The following is a 23,333-nucleotide window of genomic DNA, read 5'->3' on the forward strand; positions in this document are numbered from 1 at the left end:
CATTTTAGGGGAGAAACCTGAGGAGCTTGCGCTTTCAAGTTTCCCTCCGTGTGCCCAACGGGCGAATAGCACAGAAGATTCCGCCCGGCTAGGGTGGATCAGAGCCACAAGCGACCCCAGGGGGCACCAATGCAAGCAAGCCAGAGCGCCGAGCAGACCGCCGAGCAGAACACTGCACAAACAGCCGAAGCGGACCAGGAAGCCCCGTCGACTGCGGAACCCGCCCCCGGGGAGGCCGTCGACACCTTTGATTTTATGGTGGTGTCCAACCGGATGCCCGTGGACCGCTGCTCCCCGGACGAGCCCGGCTGCGAGGACGGCTGGCGCCGATCCCCCGGCGGCCTGGTGACGGCGCTGGCCCCCATGATGACCAAGACCGACGGCGCCTGGGTGGGCTGGCACGGCGCCCCGGACGAGCACCTCGAGCCCTTCAGCCACCGCGGCATCGACCTCATCCCCGTCCAGCTCAGCACCCGGGACATCGAGCTGTTTTACGAGGGCTTCTCCAACGCCACGCTCTGGCCGCTCTACCACGACGTGATCGCGCCGCCGGAGTTCCACCGTGCCTGGTGGGACTCCTACCGCAAGGTCAACAAGCGGTTCGCCGACGCCGTCATCCGCCACGCGGCGCGGGACGCCACGGTCTGGGTGCAGGACTACCAGCTCCAGCTGGTGCCCAAGATGCTCCGCGAGGCCCGCCCGGACCTCAAAATCGGCTTCTTCAACCACATCCCGTTCCCGCCGCCGGAGATCTTCGCGCAGCTGCCCTGGCGCCGCGCGATCATCGACGGCCTGCTGGGCGCGGACCTGGTGGGCTTCCAGCGCAGCAGCGACGCCGGGAACTTCATGCGCTCGGCCCGCCGCTTCCTCGGCGCCAGCGTCAAGCAGCAGCAGGTCCACGTCAAGGGCGCCGACGGCGAAACCACCCACATCGCCCGCGCCCAGGCCTTCCCGATCTCCATCGACGTTAAGCAGATCACCGAACTGGCGCAGAAGCCCGAGATCATCGAGCGGGCCAAGCAGATCCGCCGCGACCTCGGCAACCCCAAGACCATCCTGCTCGGCGTCGACCGGCTCGACTACACCAAGGGCATCCGGCACCGGCTCAAGGCCTACGAGGAACTACTCGAGGATGGCAAGGTCACGGTGGAGGACGCCTCCCTGATCCAGGTCGCCAGCCCCAGCCGCGAGCGCGTCGAACAGTACCGGCTGTTGCGCGAGGAAGTCGAGGGCACCGTTGGCCACATCAACGGCACCTTCGACACCATGCAGAACACCGCCGTCCGGTACCTGCACCACAGCTACCCGATCGAGGAAATGGTCGCGCTGTACCTCGCCGCCGACGTTATGCTCGTCACCGCCCTGCGCGACGGTATGAACCTGGTCGCCAAGGAGTACGTCACGGCCCGGACGAACAACGACGGCGCGCTGGTGCTCAGTGAGTTCGCCGGGGCAGCGGACCAGCTCAAGCAGGCCCTCCTGATGAACCCCCACGACATCGACGGGCTCAAGGACACGATCCTGCGGGCGGTCAACATGCAGCCCGCCGAAGCCGCCCGCCGGATGCGCGCCATGCGCAAGCAGATCTTGACCAACGACGTCGACCTCTGGTCCGCCGACTTCCTCCGCGCGCTGCAGGAGAAGGTGGTCCGCGATGACTCCTGACGCCAATCCAGCCAATACACGGCTCTCACTCTCGCCCGAGTTGCTGGAGGCCGTACGCCGGGTCGCGGGAACCGAGGAGCTGCTGGTCGCGATGGATTTCGACGGCACCATGGCCCCGCTGGTGGACCACGCCGAAGACTCCCGGGCCCTCCCCCGTTCCGCCGCCGCCTTCGCCGCCCTCGCCGAGCTTCCGCGGACGACGACGGCGCTCATCTCCGTCCGTGCCCTCGACAGCCTGCGTGCCGTCGCCTCGCCGCCGGAGCAGACCCTGCTGATCGGCAGCCACGGAGCGGAGGTCTGGATGGGCCCCGGCTCCAGCGAACTCGTGCTCGAAGACGCCCAGCGCGAGCTGCTCGCGGACGTGCGCCGGATCCTGGCGGAAATCGTGGAGCAGGCGCCCGGAACCCTGCTCGAGGACAAGCCGGCCGGCGTCGTGCTGCACACCCGGCTGGCCGCGAACGACGTCGCCGAGGACGCTGTGGCCGCAGCGAAGGCCGCCCTTCAGGACCGCCCCGGGGTTTTCCTCAAGACCGGAAACCGGGTGCTGGAGACCTCGGTTGTCCACGCCTCCAAGGGCGAGGGGATCTCCTTCCTCCGCCAGGCCACCGGGGCCACTGCCGTCGTGTTCGCCGGCGACGACACCACGGACGAGGACGCCCTGGGCAGCCTCATCCGCGGGGACCTGGGCGTCAAGGTGGGCCTGGATTTCACCCAGGCCGAGTTCCGGGTGGAGGCCCTGGTGCACGTGTCGGAGCTGCTGGAGGCACTGCTGCGCGAGCGCCGGAAGGCCGTCGGCGCCTAACCAGCCCCGGCACCCCCAACTGACTGGCAGATCAGGCCGTATTGAGGACTCAAAACGGCCCCAACTGCGGCCTAGTTCGGCTAAACGTCGGGTTCGTAGCCAATGAGCCAGTGAAGTCCGTGCCGGTCGACCACCTGGCCGTCCGATGCGCCCCAAGGCTTCGGGGCGAGGGGGTCGATCACCCGGCCGTCGACGGCGAGTTTGTCGAACCACTCGTGGAGGACGGCCGGTTCGGCAGTCCCCAGCAGCGAGAGCATCAGGCCTTCGAACCGGACACTTTTCTCGCCCGGCGCCGCGTCCGAGCCCGCCAGGGCGACGGCGCCGGTCAGCTGGCCGTGGGCAATGGCGTCCGGCGGGCCGTCGGTGCGGTTGAACTGCTCATACGTGAACATGGCCAGCTCTCCACCGAAAACGTCCGCATAGAAGCCAAGGGCTTCCCGCGCCGTGCCGGGGAAACTGACATAGATCTGGAGGGCCGTCATGCGCACAGCATACACAGGCGCTTCCGGCCCTACGTGAGGGAGCCCACTTGTGAGATCCGTAACCTTTTCACCCTAGAACCAAAAATCTGACATACTCTGTATGTGATGTGGCGCACAACTACCGTGCGGCGTCATTGGATGCTCCTCGGCTTCGGCCGAGGAGCATGCGCATCCTCCGGATGCCACAACTGAATAAAAAGACCATTCACTACGGATCGTCCGGCACGTACCTGCCGGTGAAGGGATTGATAACTGTGGCTACAGTTACTTTTGATCACGCTACGCGTCTGTACCCGGGCACAGAGAAGCCCGCTGTTGACAAGCTCAACATTGAAATCGCCGACGGCGAGTTCCTGGTCCTCGTTGGACCCTCCGGCTGCGGAAAGTCCACCTCCCTGCGTATGCTCGCAGGCCTTGAGGACGTCAACTCCGGCCGGATCCTGATCGGCGACCGCGATGTCACCGACGTCCCGCCGAAGGACCGCGACATCGCCATGGTCTTCCAGAACTACGCCCTGTACCCGCACATGACGGTCGCGGACAACATGGGCTTTGCGCTGAAGATCGCCGGCGTCAGCAAGGAAGAGCGCGCCGAGCGTGTCCGTGAAGCCGCCAAGCTCCTGGACCTCGAGCCGTACCTGGACCGCAAGCCGAAGGCCCTCTCCGGCGGCCAGCGCCAGCGCGTCGCCATGGGCCGCGCCATTGTGCGCAACCCGCAGGTGTTCCTGATGGACGAGCCGCTGTCCAACCTCGACGCCAAGCTCCGCGTCCAGACCCGCACGCAGATCGCGTCGCTGACCCGCCGCCTCGGCGTCACCACTGTCTACGTCACCCACGACCAGGTCGAGGCCATGACCATGGGTGACCGCGTCGCCGTGCTCAAGGACGGCCTGCTGATGCAGGTCGACACCCCGCGCAACCTGTACGACAAGCCGAAGAACGTCTTCGTCGCCGGCTTCATCGGCTCCCCCGCCATGAACCTGCTCGAGCTTCCCGTCGTCGACGGCGGCGTGCAGTTCGGCGGCACCGTCTACCCGGTACCGCGCGACGTCCTCGAAGAAGCCCACGGCCAGACCGTGACACTCGGTTCCCGCCCGGAAGACCTCGAGACCGCCCCTGAGGGCGAAGGCCTCCAGGTTGAGGTCGACGTCGTCGAGGAACTCGGCGCCGACGCCTATGTCTACGGGCACACCACGCTGGACGGCAAGAGCCACGACATCGTGGCCCGCGTCGACGGCCGCCGTCCCCCGATGAAGGGCGAGTCCATCTGGGTCCGCCCGCAGTCGGGCCACGTGCACCTGTTCGACACCAAGACCGGTCTGCGCCTGGGCGACTGACGTTCCGGCTTAGAGACCGACGGCGGTCCTCCCTCGGGAGGGCCGCCGTCGGCCGTTAACCGGCCGGCTTTAGGCGCCGCCCGCCCTGTGCGGGAGAATTGCCTCATGACCGAGGAGAACCGCATGAGCGAGGACAACGGTGCCCAGTGGCACGACGAACCCACTGACTACGGGCAGATCGGCAAACTGCCCCGGTACGAGGCCGCCAGCGCCAATGACGACAAGGCCGTCTCCAGCTCGCTGAGCATCACGGCCGCCGCCACGGAACCCGAACTGCTGGACCTGCCCTGGCACATCGCGCTGGAGGACTGGCCGGCGGAATACCTCGCCGCCCTGCCCCGCGGCATCTCCCGGCACATCGTGCGGTTCGCCCATCTGGGCGGCTCCGTGATCGCCATCAAGGAGACCTCGGAGCATATCGCCCGGCACGAATACCACATGCTCCGCAAGCTCGCCCGACTGGACGTCCCGTGCGTGGAGCCGGTGGCGGTCATCACCGGCCGGACCACGCCCGAGGGCCGGCCGCTGAACCCGGTGCTGGTCACCCGGCATCTGAAGTTCTCCATGCCGTACCGCGCGTTGTTCTCCCAGATGCTGCGCAAGGACACCCTCACGCGCCTGATCGACGCCCAGGCCCTGCTGCTGGTTAGGCTGCACCTGATCGGCTTCTACTGGGGCGATGTGTCCCTCTCCAACACCCTGTTCCGCCGCGACGCCGGCGCCTTCGCCGCCTACCTCGTGGACGCCGAGACGGGTGAGCTGTACCCGGACCTGTCCACGGGCCAGCGCGAGTACGACCTGGAAATTGCCCGGGTCAACATCGCCGGTGAACTGATGGACCTGCTCGACGGCGGCCTGATCGAGGAGAAGGTGGATCCCGTTGCCACCAGCGAGCTGATCATGGAGAGCTACCGTCGGCTCTGGACCGAGCTGACCGAGAAGGAGTCGTTCGAGATCGGCGAGCGCTGGCGCGTGGCCGCCCGTATCCGCCGGCTCAACGAACTCGGCTTCGACGTCGAGGAATACGCCATCAAGACCACGCAGAACGGCTCCACGATCCAGCTGCAGCCCAAGGTCGTGGACGCCGGGCACCACCAGCGCCGGCTGCTGCGCCTGACCGGCCTGGACGCCCAGGAAAACCAGGCCCGGCGGCTGCTGAACGACATGGACTCCTTCCGGGCGGACAACAACCCAGGCATGGACGAGGAATACAGCGCCCACCTCTGGGTAAGCCAGATCTTCGAGCCGATCGTCCGCTCGATCCCCCGGGACCTGTCCGGGAAGCTGGAACCTGCGGAAGCCGTGCACGAGATCCTGGAACACCGCTGGTACATGTCCGAGAAGGAGAACCGGCACATCCCGCTGGCCGAGGCCGTGCAGTCGTACATCGACTCCGAGCTGAGGCACCGCCGGGACGAGGCCGCGATCATGCTCAACCCGGACACCGAGCTGCTGAAGATCCTCGAAGTCGAGACCGAGGAATCCCGCTACGGCGACGACGAGACCGCCGATGAGTACCCGGACGCGGACGACTAGGGAAGAAGCACGGCCGGGCTAAATCGCCTTGCCGGGGTTGAGGATGCCGGCCGGGTCGAAGAGCTCCTTGACCCGGCGCTGCAGTTCGCGCACCGGTTCTTTCTGCTCCAGGCCCAGCCAGCGCAGCTTGTACTGGCCCACGCCGTGCTCCCCCGTGATGGTGCCGCCCATCGCGAGGGCCACCGTGACGGAATCGTCCAGGGCCGCGCCGAGCCGCTCCATGGCCCCCGCGTCCACCCCGCCCCCGGTCCGGTCCACCCAGAAGGTGGGGTGCAGGTTGCCGTCGCCGGCGTGCGCCACCACCTTGAGCTTGACCTCATGCCGCACGGCCATGGCCTCGAGCTCCTCGACGTAGTCCACCAGCCGGGAGCGCGGCACGGCGACGTCCTCGCCCACCCGGTATTCGTCGTCGACCTCCACGCCGCGGCTGTTGCGGCGCAGTTCCACCAGCTGTTCGGCTTCGGCGTTGGCCTCCATGGTCACCACGGCCCCGCCGGCGGCGAGCAGCGGCCGGATCGCTGCGGCCTCGGCGGCGGCGCCGAAGCCGTCGGTCTGGATCAGCAGCAGCGAGGTGCCGCGGGAGGCCAGGTCCGAGCCGTGGATCGCATCGAGCTGGGCCAGGGTGCCGCCGTCGAGCAGTTCCATGATGGCCGGCTGCACCCGTGCCCGGCCGACGGCGAGGACGCCCGCGGCGGCGCTGCGGAAGTCCGGGTAGAACGCGGCGATCGTGTGCACCTCCCGCGGCAGGTACTTCAGCCGTACCGTGACCCCGACGACGATCCCGAGGGTCCCCTCCGAGCCCACGAACAGCCCGGTGAGATCGTAGCCGGCCACGCCCTTGAAGGTCTGGTGCCCGGTGTGGATGAGCGAACCGTCCGCGAGCACGACGTCGAGCGCCAGGACCGAGTCCCGGGTCACCCCGTACTTCGCGCACCGGAGCCCGCCCGCGTTGGTGGCGACGTTGCCGCCGATGGTGGAGATCCTGTAGCTCGCGGGATCCGGGGCGTACATCAGCCCATGCACGGCGGCGGCAGCGTTGAGGTCCGCGTTGATGACCCCGGGTTCGACGACGGCGGTCTCGTCGTCCGCATTGAGGTTTAGGATGCGGTTCATCCGTTCCAGGCTGAGCACTACACACCCCTCGCTGGCGTGGGCGCCGCCGGACACACCGGTGCCGGCACCGCGGGCCACCAGCGGCACCCTGCTGGCGGCGCACACCCGGACGGCGGCCTGGACGTCTTCGATCGATTCGGCGAGGACCGCGGCCTGCGGGAGCTGGTAGTCCAGCACGGGGGCCTGGTCCACGGCGTAGCCGGCGAGGGAGGCCTCGTCCACCACGACCTTTTCCGCTCCGAGGGCGTTCATCAGCTCCTCAACAATGCTGCGCATGGCTCACCAGTTCTCCGTCGAATCCGGCCTTCAGTCCTGGCCTTCAGTCTAGGGTGCTGGCAGCGTTACCCCGGGGAGCACCCAGCCGGCGGCCGCCGGGCCGCCGGCCCGGAAGTGTGCCCCGGCCGCAGTGATGTCTCCGACAGCGAAGGCCGGCGGCAGGGCGAGGGCAGCGAGCTGTCGGTCGGAGAGCAGGCCCGCGGCGAGGTGCACGTCCGCGGCGGCCCGGGCCACCACCACCAGCACCGCGCTGTCCGCGGTATCCCGGACGAAGGCCAGCACATCCCCCTGCGCGTGCAGCCAGCGGATGCCGCCGCCCGTGAGCGCCGGCTGGTCCCGGCGCAGCGCGGTGAGTGCGGTGTAGGCGCCGCGCAGATCGGCCGGGACCCGGGCGGGGTCGTTCCAGGGCATGGGCGTCCGGGAGAACTCCCCGTTGTCGCCTTTGAGCCCGAACTCGTCGCCGGCGAACACCACCGGCACCCCGGGGAGGGTGAACATCAGCACCGCGCCGAGCTGCTGGCCACCGTCGATCATCACGGTGGCGGCCCGGGCCGTGTCGTGGCTGTTCAGGGCGTTCATGTTCTGCTGCCGGACGTTCCAGCTGAAGGCCGCGGCGAGGTCCTGGTGGGTGGCGAGGAAATCCTCCGCGTCGATCCGGTTCGGTCCGGCCAGGGGTGTGCCGAAGAAGTTGACATGCCCGGCGTCGCCGGCGAGCCAGGCCCACAGCGGGCGGGTGAAGTTGGAGTAGGTCATGGCGCCGTGCCAGTGCTCGCCGCTGAAGTCCGGCGCGGCGTCGTTGGTTGCCTCCGCCAGCAGCGCCGCGTCCGGGTTGATCGCCCGGACCCGCTCCGCGATCAGCCGGGCCACCTCCTGGTTGAGGTCGGTCACTCCCAGCCGCCCGGTCATATTGCCGACGTCGATCCGCCAGCCGTCCAGGTTGAACGGCGGACGGAGCCAGCGCGCCACCGGGGAATCGTCGTCGAGCACGAATTTCGCCCGCAGGCCGGCCGAGGCCCAGTTGAGCTTGGGCAGGGAGGGCACGCCGTACCAGGCCTCATAGCTGCTGTGGTCCGCGCTGAAGTAGTAGTAACCGGCTTCCTCGGAGCCGGGGTCGGCGAGGGCCCGCTGGAACCACTCATGGGCGTCGCCGGAGTGGTTGGCGGTCAAATCCCCCATCACCTTCAGGCCGCGGGCGTGGGCCGCTTCGACGAGTTCCACCAGGGCCTCATCGCCGCCGAGCAACGGGTCCACCGCGGTGAAGGTGGAGGCGTCGTAGCGGTGGTTGGAGCGCGCCGGGAAGAACGGCGTCAGGTAGATGATGTCCGCCCCGAGCTCCTGGATGTGGTCTAGGTGCTCGGTGATGCCGTGCAGGTCGCCGCCGTAGAACTGCAGGGGCGTCTGCGCGGAGGCGCCCTGCACCGCGGTGGTGTCCCAGTCGCAGGGGACGGCCCAGCCCGGGGCCGGGTGCGCCGAAGCTGGGTTTTGTCCGGCGGACGAGCGCGCGAAGCGGTCCGGGAAGACCTGGTACATCGTGCCCCGGCGCAGCCACTCTGGGCCGGCCGTGAAAGTTGTCAGCCGGAAGTCGGCGTAGTCGGAGACGTCGCGGCTGAAGAGGCCCTGGGCGTTGAGGCTCCAGTACTGCTGCCCGGCCTCGATCAGGAAGCGGTAGCGGGCCACCGGGTTGGTGACCGCCAGCTCGGCCTCCCACCAGGCCCAGCCGTCGGCCGTACCGAGGCCTGCGGCGGCGGTGTAGCGGGGTTCGCCGTCGTGCACGGACCGGAGCCAGACCCGGCTCGCGTGCCCCCACGCCTCGGGGACGCGGAGCCGGAGCCGGGCTGCTTCCCCGAGTTCCACGCGCTGCGGGGCGTGCAGCCCCGAGCCGTCGTGGTGCGGAAGCAGCCCCGCCGTGTGCGCCGCGGGCATGCCTAGCCCTTCACCGAGCCCGCCGTCAGGCCGCTGACGATATAGCGCTGCAGGAACAGGAACAGGGCCATCACCGGCAGGGCGGAGATCACCGCACCGGCCGCGAAGACGCCCCAGTTTTCGGAGCGCTGCTGCGCCACGAACGAGTAGAGCCCGACGGCCAGGGTCTGGCTGTCCGGGTCCGTGAGCACCACGGACGCGATGACGAATTCGCCGGAGATGGAGATGTAGGTCAGCAGCCCCACGACCGCCAGGATGGGGGTGACCAGGCGCATGATGATGCCGAAGAAGATCTGGGTGTGGCTGGCGCCGTCGATCTTGGCGGCCTCGTCCAGGGACTGCGGCACGGTGTTGAAGAAGCCGTACATCAGGTAGGTGTTCACGCCCAGTGCGCCGCCCAGGTAGACCATGATCAGGCCCAGCTGGCTGCCCAGGCCCAGCGCCGGGATGACCTCGGAGATGCCGCTGAGCAGCAGGAAGATGGCCACCACGGCCAGCAGCTGCGGGAACATCTGCAGCAGGAGCAGGCTCAGCAGGCCCACGCGGCGGCCGGTGAAGCGCATCCGGGAGAAGGCGTACGCCGCCATGGCGCCGAGGAACACCGTGGCCACGGAGGTCACGCCGCCCACCACCAGGGTGTTGAGGAACCAGCGGGCAAAGGGCCGGGACGGGATGTTGAAGAGCGCCGCGAAGTTGCCGAAGTCGATCTTGCTGAACAGGGCGTTGGAGCCCACCAGGGTGCCGGTGGAGTTCAGGGCCGCCGAGAGCACGTACAGCAGCGGGAAGATGGCGAAAATGGTGACGACGACGCCGACCACGTGGCGCCAGCCCTTGTCCTTGAACCAGGCCCCGAACGGGCGCCGGCGGTGCAGGGACTTGAGGTAGTCGACGTCGGTGGTGCCGCCGGCGGCGGTCGGGTGGTCCGTCGTGGGTGCCGCCGGAGCGGTGCGCGGTGCTGACCCGTTCATGAGTTCACGTCCTCGAGTGCCTTGGTCTGCTTGAAGCTGATGGCCGATACGGTGGCCACGATGATGAAGATGATGATCGCCAGGGCGCTGGCCAGGCCGTAGTCACGGCCGGTCCCCTGCCCGAACGCCACCTTGTACACCAGGGTGATCAGGATGTCGGTGGCTCCGATGTCCCGGTTGGTGTCCGCGAAGCGCGGACCGCCGCCGGTGAGCATAAAGATCACGTTGAAGTTGTTGAAGTTGAAGGCGAAGGACGAGATCAGCAGCGGCGCGATCGAGACCAGCAGCAGCGGCAGCTTGATGGAGCGGAACACCCGCCACGGGCCGGCGCCGTCCATCCGGGCGGCCTCGTCCAGCTCGCTCGGCAGGGACTGCAGGGCACCGGTGCAGACGAGGAACATGTAGGGGTAGCCCAGCCAGAGGTTGACCACCAGCACGCTGATCTTGGCCAGCACCGGGTTGGTCAGCCAGCCAATGGAGGCGCCGCCGAGCAGAGTCTGGTTGAGCCAGCCGAACTCCGGGTTCAGGATGCCGGACCAGACGAGCCCGGTGAGGAACGCGGGGAAGGCGTAGGGCAGGATCATCAGGATCCGGTAGACCTTCTTGCCCTTGAGGTCCTCGCGGTTGAACGTGATGGCCAGGAAGAGGCCCAGGGCGAAGGTCAGGGCAACCGAGGCGAGCGCGAAGGTGAAGGTCCAGAGGATCACGCCCAGCAGCGGCCCGCGCAGGCTTGGATCGGTGAACGCGCGGGCGAAGTTCTCCATCCCGACGTCGATCTTCCAGCCGGTGGACAGCGTCTCGCCGCTGTCGGCGGCGAAGGCGCCCTTGCCGTTGTCGCGGTAGACGGCGCCGGTGTCGGTGTCCGTGAAAGTGTCCGCGGCGGCGTCGTACTTCAGGGCCGGCTTGAACTGGTAGGCGTTGCTGCCGTCGGCGGTGCGCAGCGTGCCGTCGGCCGGGTCGGAGGAGACCGGGACGGTGATGCCCAGGATCTGTTGCTGGTTGGCCACGATTTCCTGGAAGTTCAGGGTCCGGTACCCGTCCAGGGCGTTGGCCTTGCCGGTGGAGTCCTTGCCGGCTGCGTCGACGCTTTTCAGCGGGGTGTCGGTGCTGCCGAGCGAGACTTTGCCGTCCGGGGCGGTGAAGAGCAGGTAGAACGAGTTGTCCTTGGCCAGCACGGCGGCCTTGTAGGCCGGCGAGTCAGGCACGCGCTTCTGGGCGGTGAGCTGGATGGCCGCAATGGCATCATCTTTGGTGCTGTTGTGGCCGTCGCCGTAGTTGGTGAAGGCGATGTAGCCGCTGAACATGACCACAAAGACCTGGAAGACCAGCAGGAACAGCACGCCGGGCGCGAGGTACTTCGCGGGCAGGCCCCCCTTGCGCAGGTAAATCCAGTTGATCGCCAGCACAACGACGGCGGAGACGGCCAGAGCCGCCCAGGAGTGGCTGAAGAACAGCATCATCAGGACGTAGACGGCCACGGCATCCACGAGGCCCAGCAGGACGATCTTGGCGATGGTCCCCTTGGTGCCGTCCGGACCGAAACGGCGGCGGGAGGTGCCGCGCTGCCTTCCGGGGGCGGAGGGGCCGGCGCCCTGGGTGGCCGGCACGACGTCGGGGCCTGAGCCCTCGCGGAGTTCAGTTTCTGGCATAGCTGTCTTCAGTCCTTGGGGGAAGCTGGGGTGATGCAGGAACGGGCCGGGCGGTTTGGTGCCGCCCGGCCCGGTGCTGGCCGGTTCCTGACGCTCCTCAATAGTGTTGAGGGGTCAGGAACCGGTTCGGGGGCTAGCCCCCGATTTTGGTCTTGATGCTTGCTGCCATCTTGGCCCAGTCAGCGGCGGGGTCGCCCTGGCCCTTGATGAGGGCGAGCTCGGTGGCTCCCCAGTCAGCCCAGACCGCGCTCATTTCCGGGATGGCCGGCATCGGGACGCCGGTGGCGCCGATCTTGCCGAAGGCTGACACAACCGGGTCGCTTGCAGCCTTCTCGAAGGAGGCCTTCAGCGCCGGCGGGCGGCCGCCGGCTTTGTACATGGAGTCCTGGGCTGCCTCGGACGTGAGGTAGTTGGTCACGAACTCGTTGGTGGCCAGGGCGTTGGCGCTCTTGGCGCTGATGAAGAAGCCGTTAACACCGATGAACGGCTGGGCCGGCTGGCCGCCCGTGGTCGGCAGTGCGTCCACGGCGAACTTGATGCCCTTCTTCTGCACGTCCGGGACATTCCACGGGCCGGTCAGGAAGTACGGGGATTCGCCGGCCAGGAACTTCTCCTTGGCGATGTCACCGGTGATGTTGGAGTTGATGATCTTCTCACCGGCGTCGCCCCAGGCGGCCAGCTTCTTGGCGAACTCGACGCCGGCGGCGTCGCCGATCAGAAGCTGCTTCGGGTCGTAGCCGCCGTCGGAGGCCTTGCCGAAGACCTGCGAGCCCATGGAGGACTGCAGCGGGTACAGGTGGTACGGGTCGCCCTGCTTCGGGTCCATTCCGACGAGGAACGGGAACTTGGCCTTGCCGTCGGCGACGGCCTTCTTGCCGTTGGCGATGACCTCATCCATGGTCTTGGCCGTGTCGGACACGATCGCGGTGTTGCGCAGCAGCGCGATGTTCTCGATCGCGTAGGGAACGCCGTAGACCGAGCCGTTGTAGGTCATGGCCTTGATGGAGGAATCCTGGAAGGCGGCCTTCTTGTCGCCGAGCTCGACGGGTGCGATCACGCCGTTCTGGACGAACTTGCCTACCCAGTCGTGCGGGCCGACGATCAGGTCCGGGCCCTTGCCGGTAGGAACCTGGGTGATGAAGTCGTCGCGGACTGCGGCGAAGTCCTTGACCACGAGCTTTACTTCGATTCCGGTGTCAGCCTGGAACTTCGCGGTGATGTCCTTCAGCGCGGGCGAGCGCTCGGCGTCGACCCACATGGTGATCGTGGCTGCGCCGGCGGACTTGAGGTCCGGCTTCGCGGTGGCCGTGGCCGGGGCGGTGGCTGCCGCTCCGCCGCAGGCGCTCAGTGCCAGCGCCGCGGCCACGGAGATCGCGCCTGCCGTGAAGACCCGGCGGCTGGTCCCGGTCGTGAGGGTGTTCTGCACCTTCATTGGTGTCCCTTTCATAAAATCCTGCATCCACGCGTTGGGCCCTGATCGGTAGGATCCGGGCCCGGTGGCATCGTCGGTGATGTGGCTCACAGCTGCAAGCGCTTCCAAGCTACACGGTGATGCACGCTTTGGAAAGTTATTCTAGCGGGGCGTGTCGCGGCCCGCCGACCATGCCCGCGTTCCTGCGGATTCCGAGAACCCGCGCAGTCAGGGGCCGGATGCCGTCTTTGCCCGGGGATTCGGCGGGGAGCGAGAATCCGACGCACCGGCGCCCTGCGACTGGAAGCGTTTTCAATTTTGGCCGGCGGGCCTTACGATTACCGGCATGTCCGTTGATTCAGTCCTCTCCGCCCTGGCCAGCCCCTTGACCCTGGTGCATGCCGCAGACCACACCCCCGGCTGGTGGCGCTCCGCCGTCATTTACCAGGTGTACCCGCGTTCCTTCCGGGACCTGAACGGCGACGGCGTCGGCGACCTGGCGGGCATTACGGCCGAACTGCACCAGCTCGCGGAGCTTGACATCGACGCCGTCTGGCTCTCGCCGTTCTACCGCTCCCCGCAGCGCGACGCCGGCTACGACGTCAGCGACTACTGCGACGTCGATCCCCTCTTCGGCACCCTGGCCGACTTCGACGCCATGATGGCCGAGGCCACCCGGCTCGGCCTGCGCCTGATCGTCGATTTGGTGCCGAACCACTGCTCGGACCAGCACTCCGCGTTCCAGGCCGCGTTGGCCACACCTGCGGACAGCCCGGAACGGGACATGTTCATCTTCCGCGACGGCCACGGCGACGCCGGCGAGCTGCCGCCCAACAACTGGCAGTCGCACTTCGGCGGCCCGGCCTGGACCCGGATCACCGAGCCGGACGGAACCCCCGGCCAGTGGTACCTGCACCTTTTTGACACCTCCCAGCCCGACTTCAACTGGGACAACGACGCCGTCCACGCCGAGTTTGAGCGCGTCCTGCGCTTCTGGCTGGACCGCGGGGTCTCCGGCTTCCGCGTCGACGTGGCGCACGCCCTCGTCAAGGCCCCGGGCCTGCCCGAGTGGGGCGGCCGCGCCGACGGCAACAGCTCGCACGGCTTCCCCGGGCACGAGGCCCCGATGTTCGGCCAGCCCGCACTGCACGACATCTACCGCACCTGGCGCCGGATCCTGGCCGAATACGGTCCCGACCGCATCCTCTGCGCCGAGGCCAACGTGGACCCGCTCCCCCGGCTGGCCGACTGGGTCCGCCCGGACGAAATGCACCAGGCCTTCAACTTCCCGTACCTGCACGCCGGCCTGGACGTGCACCGCATGCGCCGCGTCATCACGGACTCGCTGACCGCCCTGGACGCCGTCGGCGCCCCGAGCACCTGGGTGCTGTCCAACCACGACGTCGTCCGGCACGCCACCCGCTTCGGCTACAACGGTCCGGCTCCCCGCGACGGCGACGGCATCGGCCCGGCCGATGCGCAGCCGGACGAGGAGCTTGGTCGCTCCCGCGCGGCCGCAGCCTCGATGTTCATGCTGGGCCTGCCCGGCGGCGCCTACCTGTACCAGGGCGAAGAGCTCGGCCTGCCCGACGGCATCGACATCCCCGCCCACCAGCGCCAGGACCCCACCTTCGGGCGCACCGGCGGCGAACGGCTGGGCCGGGACGGCTGCCGGGTGCCGCTGCCGTGGCGCTCCGGCGACGCCCACGCGGGCTTCGGCGCCGGAGCCGACCCGTGGCTGCCGCAGCCGTCGAGCTTCGCCGGGCTGGCCCGCGACGCCCAGGCCGCGTCGCCGTCGTCGCACCTGAACCTGTACCGGCGGATGCTGGGGCTCCGGCGCGAGCTAGGCCTCGGCGAGGGCTCCCTCGCCTGGCTCGAGGACTGGTGCACAGACACGTCGCTGGCCTACTTGAACGGCACTACTGCGGTGCTGATGAACGTCGGGCCGGATTCCCTCGAACTGCCCGCCGGCGAGGTCCTGCTCCGCAGCTCCACGTCACCGGAACCGGACGGCGCCGCCCATCGGTTAAGCTCAGGTGAAACTGTTTGGCTGGAGATCTACATCGAGGACACGGAGAGCTGAAAATGCCCGGCATCAAGGACGTCGCGGAACGGGCCGGCCTCTCCATCGCCACCGTTTCGCGCGCCTTGAGCGGCAAGGGCAACGTCTCCACCCAAAGCCGTGAGCGAGCCCAGGCAGCCGCGGCCGAACTGGGGTTTGTGCTCTCCTACCACGCCTCCAGCCTCGCGTCCGGGCGGAACCACAACGTCGGCGTTGTGGTTCCCTCGGTGCACCGCTGGTTCTTCTCCTCGGTGGTGGAAGGCGTCTCCGCGACCCTGCTCGATGCCGGCTACGACCTCACGCTCTACAACGTCAGTGAGGGCGAGGAACGCCGGCACAGCGTCCTCAACGACTTCCTGCTGCGCAAGCGCGTGGACGCGGTCATCGCGGTGTCCCTGGAGCTCAGCGAGGCCGAGATCCAGCAGCTGCTCGCCATCCACCGGCCCATCGTCGGGATCGGCGGGCCCCTGCCGGGCGCCTCGACGATCCGGATCAACGATTCGGGCATCGCCGAAGCCGCCGCCCGGCACCTGATCCAGCTCGGCCACAGCAGGATCGCGCACATGACCGGCGACGCCGCGTACGAGAAGGACTTCCGGCTGCCGGGGACCCGCCAGGGCGGCTTCACCAAGGCCATGCGGGACGCGGGCCTGCCCATCCGGCCCGAGTGGCTGGTCTCAGCCGACTTCACCATCCAGGGCGCGTACGCCAGCGCACGTCAGCTGCTGGGCAGCTCGATTGAGCGTCCGACGGCGGTCTTCGCGGCCTCGGACGAGATGGCCATCGGCACCATCCTCGCCGCCCGCGACTTCGGGCTGAGGGTTCCGCAGGATCTGTCCGTGATCGGCATCGACGGCCACGAACTCGGCGAACTGTTCGGCCTGACCACCATCGACCAGGACCCCCGCGGCCAGGGCGCCTTGGCAGTCCGCCGGCTGCTGGCCGGCCTTGAAGGCGGCACGGACACGGCGGCGGCGGACACCGAGTATCCGACCAGCTTTGTGATCCGTTCCAGCACGGCGGTTCCACCGGTCGACGCCGCGCCTTTGCGCTAGCCGTCCCGTAATTCCGTCCGCGGGCGGACGGCCGCGCTCCAGCCCGGTTACCCCTCTGCTGGCTAGATCCAGCGGCGCGAAAACAGCGTAGGGCCAGCTAATCGCCTGAGCGCCGTGCGGTCTAGCTGCCAGGAACTGGGCTGGAGCGCCGCATTACGGGAGCTCTGGCTCCTGGCCGCCCATAAAGCGGACGAATTTTGCCAGAACACCGGGCCAGCCCGCCTGATACTCCGCACGCGTCGCAGCCGGGTCCTGGGCGCCCTCCCAGCCGCTCTGTACCAACCGCAGCTCCGTGCCGCCTTCCACCGCGCGGAAGGCGACGCGCAGCTCGGTGGACCACAGGGCCTGCGTGCCGGGGTGCCAGCTGGCGTGGAAGGACAGTGGGGGTTGCCACTCGTCGATGGTGCCCCAGATGGCGGTCCGGCCGTCGTCACCGGTTTCGAGGATCAGGTTCTCCTCGAACTCCACATAGGAGCCCGCACCGTACACACTGTGGTCCTCGAGCGGCCACCAGAGATGGGTGTGCTCGGTGAATCCGACAAAAGCCCTCGCGACCGCGCCGGGGACGACGACGGTAAACACCACCGGCTCGAGACCCCCTGCCGGCTCGGGTTCCGGAGAGGCCGCAGCGTGGCTGAAGAGGTTATCCATGGGCACCAACTCTACTGCGTGCCGCCGGCCGACCAGGCGCCCCCGCCCACTCCCGACGCTCCCGCACATCTGGCACGCTCCTACCCGACGCTCCCTCACCTGTGGCACACTCCTACCAGACGCTCCCTCACATCTGGCGCGCTCCTACCCGACGCCCCCTCACATCTAACAGGCCTCTCCGCGACGCCCCCTCACATCTGACAGGCCTCTCCCCGACGCGCCCGCTCTGACGGCAGGTCCTGTAGTTGTCACATGTCCGGAGTGCCTCGGCCAACGCCGGGGGGGCACACGCTGCTGCAGGAGGGTTCCCTCTTTCGGCCCCGGAAGTGCGGGAGGGTTGGGGTGATTGGGGCCGCCGCTGCGGGAGGGTTCTTGACGTGCCGGCAGGATCTGCGGGAGCGTCATTCGGATGAGTGTTAGTGCTGCGGGAGCGTCCGGGGTGGTTTGGGGGTTAAAGGGGGAGAGCCTCCAACGTGGTGGTTGGAGGCTCTCGACCTAATAGATGTCCGGCGGTGACCTACTCTCCCACACCCTCCCGGGTGCAGTACCATCGGCGCTGTGGGTCTTAGCTTCCGGGTTCGGAATGGGACCGGGCGTTTCCCCCACGCTATGACCGCCGTAACCCTGTGTCCGCGCCCCTGGTGGCCCTCTGTGGGGGTGTTCCCGGGGTGGGAAATCTGGTGGTTACAACTTGTGGTGTTGTATTCAGTTGTTTTGGTTCCGTTAGCAACGTGCCCGTGACGGGTTTGTTGTTTGGGAACCACATAGTGGACGCAAGCGTATCTTGTTTCTTTTTACCCTTCCCGTGGTGCGAACCCCTTTTGATGTTGGTTCGCGGGGAGGGTGTGTGGTGTAAGTTATCGGCCTATTAGTACCGGTCAGCTTCACGAGTCGTTAGTCCTCGCTTCCACATCCGGCCTATCAACCCAGTGGTCTGGCTGGGGGCCTCTCACACGCAAGGTGTATGGAAATCTCATCTCGAAGCGAGCTTCCCGCTTAGATGCTTTCAGCGGTTATCCCATCCGAACGTAGCTAATCAGCGGTGCACTTGGCAGTACAACTGACACACCAGAGGTTCGTCCGTCCCGGTCCTCTCGTACTAAGGACAGCCCTTCTCAAATTTCCTGCGCGCGCAGCGGATAGGGACCGAACTGTCTCACGACGTTCTAAACCCAGCTCGCGTACCGCTTTAATGGGCGAACAGCCCAACCCTTGGGACCTACTCCAGCCCCAGGATGCGACGAGCCGACATCGAGGTGCCAAACCATGCCGTCGATATGGACTCTTGGGCAAGATCAGCCTGTTATCCCCGAGGTACCTTTTATCCGTTGAGCGACGGCCATTCCACAATGTACCGCCGGATCACTAGTCCCGACTTTCGTCCCTGCTCGAGATGTCTCTCTCACAGTCAAGCTCCCTTGTGCACTTACACTCGACACCTGATTGCCAACCAGGCTGAGGGAACCTTTGGGCGCCTCCGTTACTTTTTAGGAGGCAACCGCCCCAGTTAAACTACCCATCAGGCACTGTCCCTGACCCGGATTACGGGCCGAAGTTAGATGTCCAAAGTGACCAGAGTGGTATTTCAACGATGACTCCACCCGAACTGGCGTCCGGGCTTCAACGTCTCCCACCTATCCTACACAAGCCACTCCGAACACCAATACCAAACTATAGTAAAGGTCTCGGGGTCTTTCCGTCCTGCTGCGCGTAACGAGCATCTTTACTCGTACTGCAATTTCGCCGAGTTTATGGTTGAGACAGCGGGGAAGTCGTTACTCCATTCGTGCAGGTCGGAACTTACCCGACAAGGAATTTCGCTACCTTAGGATGGTTATAGTTACCACCGCCGTTTACTGGGGCTTAAATTCTCAGCTTCGCCTTGCGGCTAACCGGTCCTCTTAACCTTCCAGCACCGGGCAGGAGTCAGTCCGTATACATCGTCTTGCGACTTCGCACGGACCTGTGTTTTTAGTAAACAGTCGCTTCCCCCTGGTCTCTGCGGCCCCTGCACGCTCCGGACAGCCAGTGTCCATCACGATAGGGGCCCCCCTTCTCCCGAAGTTACGGGGGCATTTTGCCGAGTTCCTTAACCATAATTCTCTCGATCGCCTTAGTATTCTCTACCTGATCACCTGTGTCGGTTTGGGGTACGGGCGGCTAAAACCTCGCGTCGATGCTTTTCTAGGCAGCATAGGATCACCGAATCCCCCCATACGGGGGTCCCGTCGGGTCTCAGGCATCATGAACGGCGGATTTGCCTACCGTTCGCCCTACATCCTTAGACCGGGACAACCATCGCCCGGCTCGGCTACCTTCCTGCGTCACACCTGTTAATACGCTTGCCTCCCAGGATCAGGTCCCGCGCTCCACCAAAACCCTTCCATCCAAAGGACGGTCGGGCAGGTCTCGGGCGGTTAGTATCCCCTGTTCAGCATGGGCGGTTTTTCGCCGGTACGGGAATATCAACCCGTTGTCCATCGACTACGCCTGTCGGCCTCGCCTTAGGTCCCGACTTACCCAGGGCAGATTAGCTTGACCCTGGAACCCTTGATCATTCGGCGGACGGGTTTCTCACCCGTCTTTCGCTACTCATGCCTGCATTCTCACTCGTGTAGGCTCCACCGCTGGTTTCCACCGCGACTTCACTGCCCACACGACGCTCCCCTACCCATCCAGACGCCTGAACCACAAGGGCTTAGCTAATATCTGAATGCCACAACTTCGGCGGTGTACTTGAGCCCCGCTACATTGTCGGCGCGGAATCACTTGACCAGTGAGCTATTACGCACTCTTTTAAGGATGGCTGCTTCTAAGCCAACCTCCTGGTTGTCTTCGCAACTCCACATCCTTTCCCACTTAGCACACGCTTAGGGGCCTTAGTTGGTGGTCTGGGCTGTTTCCCTCTCGACTATGAAGCTTATCCCCCACAGTCTCACTGCTGCGCTCTCACTTACCGGCATTCGGAGTTTGGCTGACGTCAGTAACCTTGTAGGGCCCATTAGCCATCCAGTAGCTCTACCTCCGGTAAGAAACACGCAACGCTGCACCTAAATGCATTTCGGGGAGAACCAGCTATCACGAAGTTTGATTGGCCTTTCACCCCTACCCACAGCTCATCCCCTCCATTTTCAACTGAAGTGGGTTCGGTCCTCCACGACGTCTTACCGTCGCTTCAACCTGGCCATGGGTAGATCACTTCGCTTCGGGTCTAGATCACGCCACTGCAACGCCCTGTTCAGACTCGCTTTCGCTACGGCTTCCCCACACGGGTTAACCTCGCGACGTAACACTAACTCGCAGGCTCATTCTTCAAAAGGCACGCCGTCACAACTACAAGGCTGCTCCGACGGATTGTAAGCACACGGTTTCAGGTACTGTTTCACTCCCCTCCCGGGGTACTTTTCACCTTTCCCTCACGGTACTGGTCCGCTATCGGTCATTAGGGAGTATTTAGGCTTATCAGGTGGTCCTGACAGATTCGCACGGGATTTCTCGGGCCCCGTGCTACTTGGGATACTTCCCAGGCGGCACACAACATTTCGGTTACGGGGCTCACACCCTCTCTGGCCGGCCTTTCAAGACCGTTCACCTATGCACATGCTCTCACCCCACTGTCCCGGCAGAGACAGAACGGAAAGTCCCACAACCCCGACCATGCAACGCCCGCCGGCTATCACACATGGAACGGTTTAGCCTGATCCGCGTTCGCTCGCCACTACTAACGGAATCACTATTGTTTTCTCTTCCTGCGGGTACTGAGATGTTTCACTTCCCCGCGTTCCCTCCACGCACCCTATGTGTTCAGATGCGGGTCACCAGATCACTCGCGCGTCTGGCGGGGTTTCCCCATTCGGACACCCTGGGATCACAGTCCGGTTATCGACTCCCCCAGGCTTATCGCAGATTCCTACGTCCTTCTTCGGCTCCTAATGCCAAGGCATCCACCGTGTGCTCTTAAAAACTTGACCACAAAAGATCAAGGAGTAATTTCGAGAGAACCACGAAACCAACCACACCCAACAACACCACCCCAAAAGAGGTGACACCATCACGCGCAGCCAGATCCAGGTTCATAATTCTTGGAAATTGCTTCTTATAAAAGATGCTCGCGTCCACTATGTAGTTCTCAAACAACAACCCCGTACCACACACCCCACACACTTAGGCCCCCAAAAGGACCCATACAGTGCGTGTTCGTCGCAGCCGGGAAACCAGAAACACAAGTCCCGGGGTCACCCCCGGTCCTGTTGTCTCAGGACCCAACAGTGTGCCAAACACTAAACCGCCCGTACCCTCAAACACCGTTCCAGGAACCACACAAGGGTGGTTCCGTACTGGGTGCCGGAGAAAACGCAGCGGCCGCTATTTGTTGATATTCCACCCGTGAGCACCCGCCGCAGAACAATCGTCTGCGCAACGGGCGTACTCCTGACAACACCACCACAGGACATGCGTCCGGTGATGAGCATTGTAGGTGCTCCTTAGAAAGGAGGTGATCCAGCCGCACCTTCCGGTACGGCTACCTTGTTACGACTTAGTCCCAATCGCCAGTCCCACCTTCGACAGCTCCCTCCCACAAGGGGTTAGGCCACCGGCTTCGGGTGTTACCAACTTTCGTGACTTGACGGGCGGTGTGTACAAGGCCCGGGAACGTATTCACCGCAGCGTTGCTGATCTGCGATTACTAGCGACTCCGACTTCATGGGGTCGAGTTGCAGACCCCAATCCGAACTGAGACCGGCTTTTTGGGATTAGCTCCACCTCACAGTATCGCAACCCTTTGTACCGGCCATTGTAGCATGCGTGAAGCCCAAGACATAAGGGGCATGATGATTTGACGTCGTCCCCACCTTCCTCCGAGTTGACCCCGGCAGTCTCCCATGAGTCCCCGCCATTACGCGCTGGCAACATGGAACGAGGGTTGCGCTCGTTGCGGGACTTAACCCAACATCTCACGACACGAGCTGACGACAACCATGCACCACCTGTGAACCGACCGCAAGCGGGGCACCTGTTTCCAGGTATTACCGGTTCATGTCAAGCCTTGGTAAGGTTCTTCGCGTTGCATCGAATTAATCCGCATGCTCCGCCGCTTGTGCGGGCCCCCGTCAATTCCTTTGAGTTTTAGCCTTGCGGCCGTACTCCCCAGGCGGGGCACTTAATGCGTTAGCTACGGCGCGGAAAACGTGGAATGTCCCCCACACCTAGTGCCCAACGTTTACGGCATGGACTACCAGGGTATCTAATCCTGTTCGCTCCCCATGCTTTCGCTCCTCAGCGTCAGTTAATGCCCAGAGACCTGCCTTCGCCATCGGTGTTCCTCCTGATATCTGCGCATTTCACCGCTACACCAGGAATTCCAGTCTCCCCTACATCACTCTAGTCTGCCCGTACCCACCGCAGATCCGGAGTTGAGCCCCGGACTTTCACGGCAGACGCGACAAACCGCCTACGAGCTCTTTACGCCCAATAATTCCGGATAACGCTTGCGCCCTACGTATTACCGCGGCTGCTGGCACGTAGTTAGCCGGCGCTTCTTCTGCAGGTACCGTCACTTTCGCTTCTTCCCTACTGAAAGAGGTTTACAACCCGAAGGCCGTCATCCCTCACGCGGCGTCGCTGCATCAGGCTTGCGCCCATTGTGCAATATTCCCCACTGCTGCCTCCCGTAGGAGTCTGGGCCGTGTCTCAGTCCCAGTGTGGCCGGTCACCCTCTCAGGCCGGCTACCCGTCGTCGCCTTGGTGAGCCATTACCTCACCAACAAGCTGATAGGCCGCGAGTCCATCCAAAACCACAAAAAGCTTTCCACCCCCCACCATGCGATGAGGAGTCATATCCGGTATTAGACCCAGTTTCCCAGGCTTATCCCAGAGTTAAGGGCAGGTTACTCACGTGTTACTCACCCGTTCGCCACTAATCCCCCCACAAGTGAGGTTCATCGTTCGACTTGCATGTGTTAAGCACGCCGCCAGCGTTCATCCTGAGCCAGGATCAAACTCTCCGTTGAAGAACAGACACAACCAGGAACCACGGGAAAACGCGGAAACCCGGCTGCGCAAAATTTGAAACCAGCTAAAAACACCAGACCACACCACGGGGTGGCGGGCCCGGCAAATTCAACCAATTCAATACAATAAATTGGTATCAACAAACTTGGCACACTATTGAGTTCTCAAACAACAGACACACCCGGCACCACCACAACCATCAATTCAGTCGAGGATCGCTCCGGAGCAACTTTTCAAACTTACCCGGCCGCTTCACCCTAGTCAAATCAGCGTTTCCGACTCAGTCTTGCCATAGGCTTCTTGGTCTTCTTAGCGGATCAACTCCGGGGAGCAGCGCGGAAATAAACTCTACCACCAGTTGGCCCGGGTGACAAAGCGACCCCGGTGAGCA

At 65.1% G+C, this 23,333-nt stretch carries 13 protein-coding genes and 3 rRNA genes; 6 read left to right on the plus strand and 10 right to left on the minus strand.

What is annotated here, in order from left to right; all coding sequences use genetic code 11:
• Positions 1 to 255: 255 nt before the first annotated feature.
• Together AC6I9V_RS05490 and otsB are read left to right on the plus strand one after the other, a co-directional pair.
• Positions 256 to 1,665: an alpha,alpha-trehalose-phosphate synthase (UDP-forming) gene (locus AC6I9V_RS05490; protein WP_497900262.1), complete on the plus strand. Its 1,410-nt coding sequence runs from the start codon at positions 256 to 258 to the stop codon at positions 1,663 to 1,665.
• A complete protein-coding gene (otsB, locus tag AC6I9V_RS05495; protein ID WP_497898621.1) occupies positions 1,655 to 2,467 on the plus strand; it encodes a trehalose-phosphatase in 813 nt (270 codons plus the stop codon). The genes AC6I9V_RS05490 and otsB overlap by 11 nt, the downstream gene beginning before the upstream one ends.
• Positions 2,468 to 2,547: 80 nt before the next feature.
• Here the strand turns inward: otsB and AC6I9V_RS05500 are convergent, their stop codons facing one another.
• Entirely contained in the window at positions 2,548 to 2,949 is a 402-nt protein-coding gene (locus tag AC6I9V_RS05500) for a VOC family protein (RefSeq protein ID WP_497898622.1), read from the minus strand.
• 254 nt (positions 2,950 to 3,203) lie between these two features.
• Between AC6I9V_RS05500 and AC6I9V_RS05505 the strand changes: the two genes are divergently transcribed.
• Entirely contained in the window at positions 3,204 to 4,286 is a 1,083-nt protein-coding gene (locus tag AC6I9V_RS05505; protein WP_497898623.1) for an ABC transporter ATP-binding protein, read from the plus strand.
• 123 nt (positions 4,287 to 4,409) lie between these two features.
• Complete coding sequence (locus tag AC6I9V_RS05510; RefSeq protein ID WP_497900263.1) at positions 4,410 to 5,822, plus strand: DUF4032 domain-containing protein; 1,413 nt, start codon at positions 4,410 to 4,412, stop codon at positions 5,820 to 5,822.
• An 18-nt stretch (positions 5,823 to 5,840) separates the two neighbouring features.
• Here AC6I9V_RS05510 and AC6I9V_RS05515 read toward each other — a convergent pair whose 3' ends face one another.
• From AC6I9V_RS05515 to AC6I9V_RS05535, 5 genes are all read right to left on the minus strand, one after another.
• Positions 5,841 to 7,211 (minus strand): FAD-binding oxidoreductase, encoded by a 1,371-nt coding sequence (locus AC6I9V_RS05515; RefSeq protein WP_497898624.1) that lies wholly within the window; start codon positions 7,209 to 7,211, stop codon positions 5,841 to 5,843.
• Between the two features lie 48 nt (positions 7,212 to 7,259).
• Complete coding sequence (locus AC6I9V_RS05520; RefSeq protein WP_497898625.1) at positions 7,260 to 9,134, minus strand: glycoside hydrolase family 13 protein; 1,875 nt, start codon at positions 9,132 to 9,134, stop codon at positions 7,260 to 7,262.
• A gap of 2 nt (positions 9,135 to 9,136) precedes the next feature.
• Positions 9,137 to 10,102, minus strand: a complete 966-nt coding sequence (locus tag AC6I9V_RS05525; protein ID WP_497898626.1) for a sugar ABC transporter permease — start codon at positions 10,100 to 10,102, stop codon at positions 9,137 to 9,139.
• Complete coding sequence (locus tag AC6I9V_RS05530) at positions 10,099 to 11,751, minus strand: ABC transporter permease subunit (protein ID WP_497898627.1); 1,653 nt, start codon at positions 11,749 to 11,751, stop codon at positions 10,099 to 10,101. Before AC6I9V_RS05530 ends, AC6I9V_RS05525 begins: the two co-directional genes overlap by 4 nt.
• A gap of 133 nt (positions 11,752 to 11,884) precedes the next feature.
• The gene (locus AC6I9V_RS05535; protein WP_497898628.1) at positions 11,885 to 13,183 is read right to left on the minus strand and encodes a sugar ABC transporter substrate-binding protein; all 1,299 of its coding nucleotides are present in this window, start codon (positions 13,181 to 13,183) and stop codon (positions 11,885 to 11,887) included.
• Positions 13,184 to 13,508: 325 nt separating this feature from the next.
• Here AC6I9V_RS05535 and AC6I9V_RS05540 point away from each other — a divergent pair, with 325 nt between their 5' ends.
• Both AC6I9V_RS05540 and AC6I9V_RS05545 read left to right on the plus strand, forming a co-directional pair.
• Positions 13,509 to 15,245 (plus strand): glycoside hydrolase family 13 protein, encoded by a 1,737-nt coding sequence (locus AC6I9V_RS05540; RefSeq protein ID WP_497898629.1) that lies wholly within the window; start codon positions 13,509 to 13,511, stop codon positions 15,243 to 15,245.
• 2 nt (positions 15,246 to 15,247) lie between these two features.
• Entirely contained in the window at positions 15,248 to 16,279 is a 1,032-nt protein-coding gene (locus tag AC6I9V_RS05545; protein WP_497898630.1) for a LacI family DNA-binding transcriptional regulator, read from the plus strand.
• Between the two features lie 153 nt (positions 16,280 to 16,432).
• Here AC6I9V_RS05545 and AC6I9V_RS05550 read toward each other — a convergent pair whose 3' ends face one another.
• The 4 genes from AC6I9V_RS05550 to AC6I9V_RS05565 form a co-directional block, all read right to left on the minus strand.
• Positions 16,433 to 16,930, minus strand: coding sequence for an SRPBCC domain-containing protein (locus tag AC6I9V_RS05550; RefSeq protein ID WP_497898631.1), 498 nt, complete (start codon positions 16,928 to 16,930; stop codon positions 16,433 to 16,435).
• Between the two features lie 504 nt (positions 16,931 to 17,434).
• Positions 17,435 to 17,551 (minus strand): 5S ribosomal RNA (rrf, locus tag AC6I9V_RS05555).
• 226 nt (positions 17,552 to 17,777) lie between these two features.
• Positions 17,778 to 20,901 (minus strand): 23S ribosomal RNA (locus AC6I9V_RS05560).
• 517 nt (positions 20,902 to 21,418) lie between these two features.
• Positions 21,419 to 22,941 (minus strand): 16S ribosomal RNA (locus AC6I9V_RS05565).
• Together the 16S, 23S and 5S rRNA genes form the textbook arrangement of a ribosomal RNA operon.
• Positions 22,942 to 23,333: the final 392 nt, after the last annotated feature.

Source organism: Arthrobacter sp. SlRoot2-15 (genome assembly GCF_059739345.1).

What these genes read in the sequence shown, in the direction of transcription:
- AC6I9V_RS05510 (WP_497900263.1), top strand. Translation starts at nt 4,410, where the DNA reads ATGAGCGAGGACAACGGTGCCCAGTGGCACGACGAACCCACTGACTAC.
- AC6I9V_RS05545 (WP_497898630.1), top strand. Translation starts at nt 15,248, where the DNA reads ATGCCCGGCATCAAGGACGTCGCGGAACGGGCCGGCCTCTCCATCGCC.
- AC6I9V_RS05500 (WP_497898622.1), bottom strand. Translation starts at nt 2,949, where the DNA reads ATGACGGCCCTCCAGATCTATGTCAGTTTCCCCGGCACGGCGCGGGAA.
- otsB (WP_497898621.1), top strand. Translation starts at nt 1,655, where the DNA reads ATGACTCCTGACGCCAATCCAGCCAATACACGGCTCTCACTCTCGCCC.
- AC6I9V_RS05535 (WP_497898628.1), bottom strand. Translation starts at nt 13,183, where the DNA reads ATGAAGGTGCAGAACACCCTCACGACCGGGACCAGCCGCCGGGTCTTC.
- AC6I9V_RS05550 (WP_497898631.1), bottom strand. Translation starts at nt 16,930, where the DNA reads ATGGATAACCTCTTCAGCCACGCTGCGGCCTCTCCGGAACCCGAGCCG.
- AC6I9V_RS05515 (WP_497898624.1), bottom strand. Translation starts at nt 7,211, where the DNA reads ATGCGCAGCATTGTTGAGGAGCTGATGAACGCCCTCGGAGCGGAAAAG.
- AC6I9V_RS05525 (WP_497898626.1), bottom strand. Translation starts at nt 10,102, where the DNA reads ATGAACGGGTCAGCACCGCGCACCGCTCCGGCGGCACCCACGACGGAC.
- AC6I9V_RS05540 (WP_497898629.1), top strand. Translation starts at nt 13,509, where the DNA reads ATGTCCGTTGATTCAGTCCTCTCCGCCCTGGCCAGCCCCTTGACCCTG.
- AC6I9V_RS05490 (WP_497900262.1), top strand. Translation starts at nt 256, where the DNA reads ATGGTGGTGTCCAACCGGATGCCCGTGGACCGCTGCTCCCCGGACGAG.
- AC6I9V_RS05530 (WP_497898627.1), bottom strand. Translation starts at nt 11,751, where the DNA reads ATGCCAGAAACTGAACTCCGCGAGGGCTCAGGCCCCGACGTCGTGCCG.
- AC6I9V_RS05520 (WP_497898625.1), bottom strand. Translation starts at nt 9,134, where the DNA reads ATGCCCGCGGCGCACACGGCGGGGCTGCTTCCGCACCACGACGGCTCG.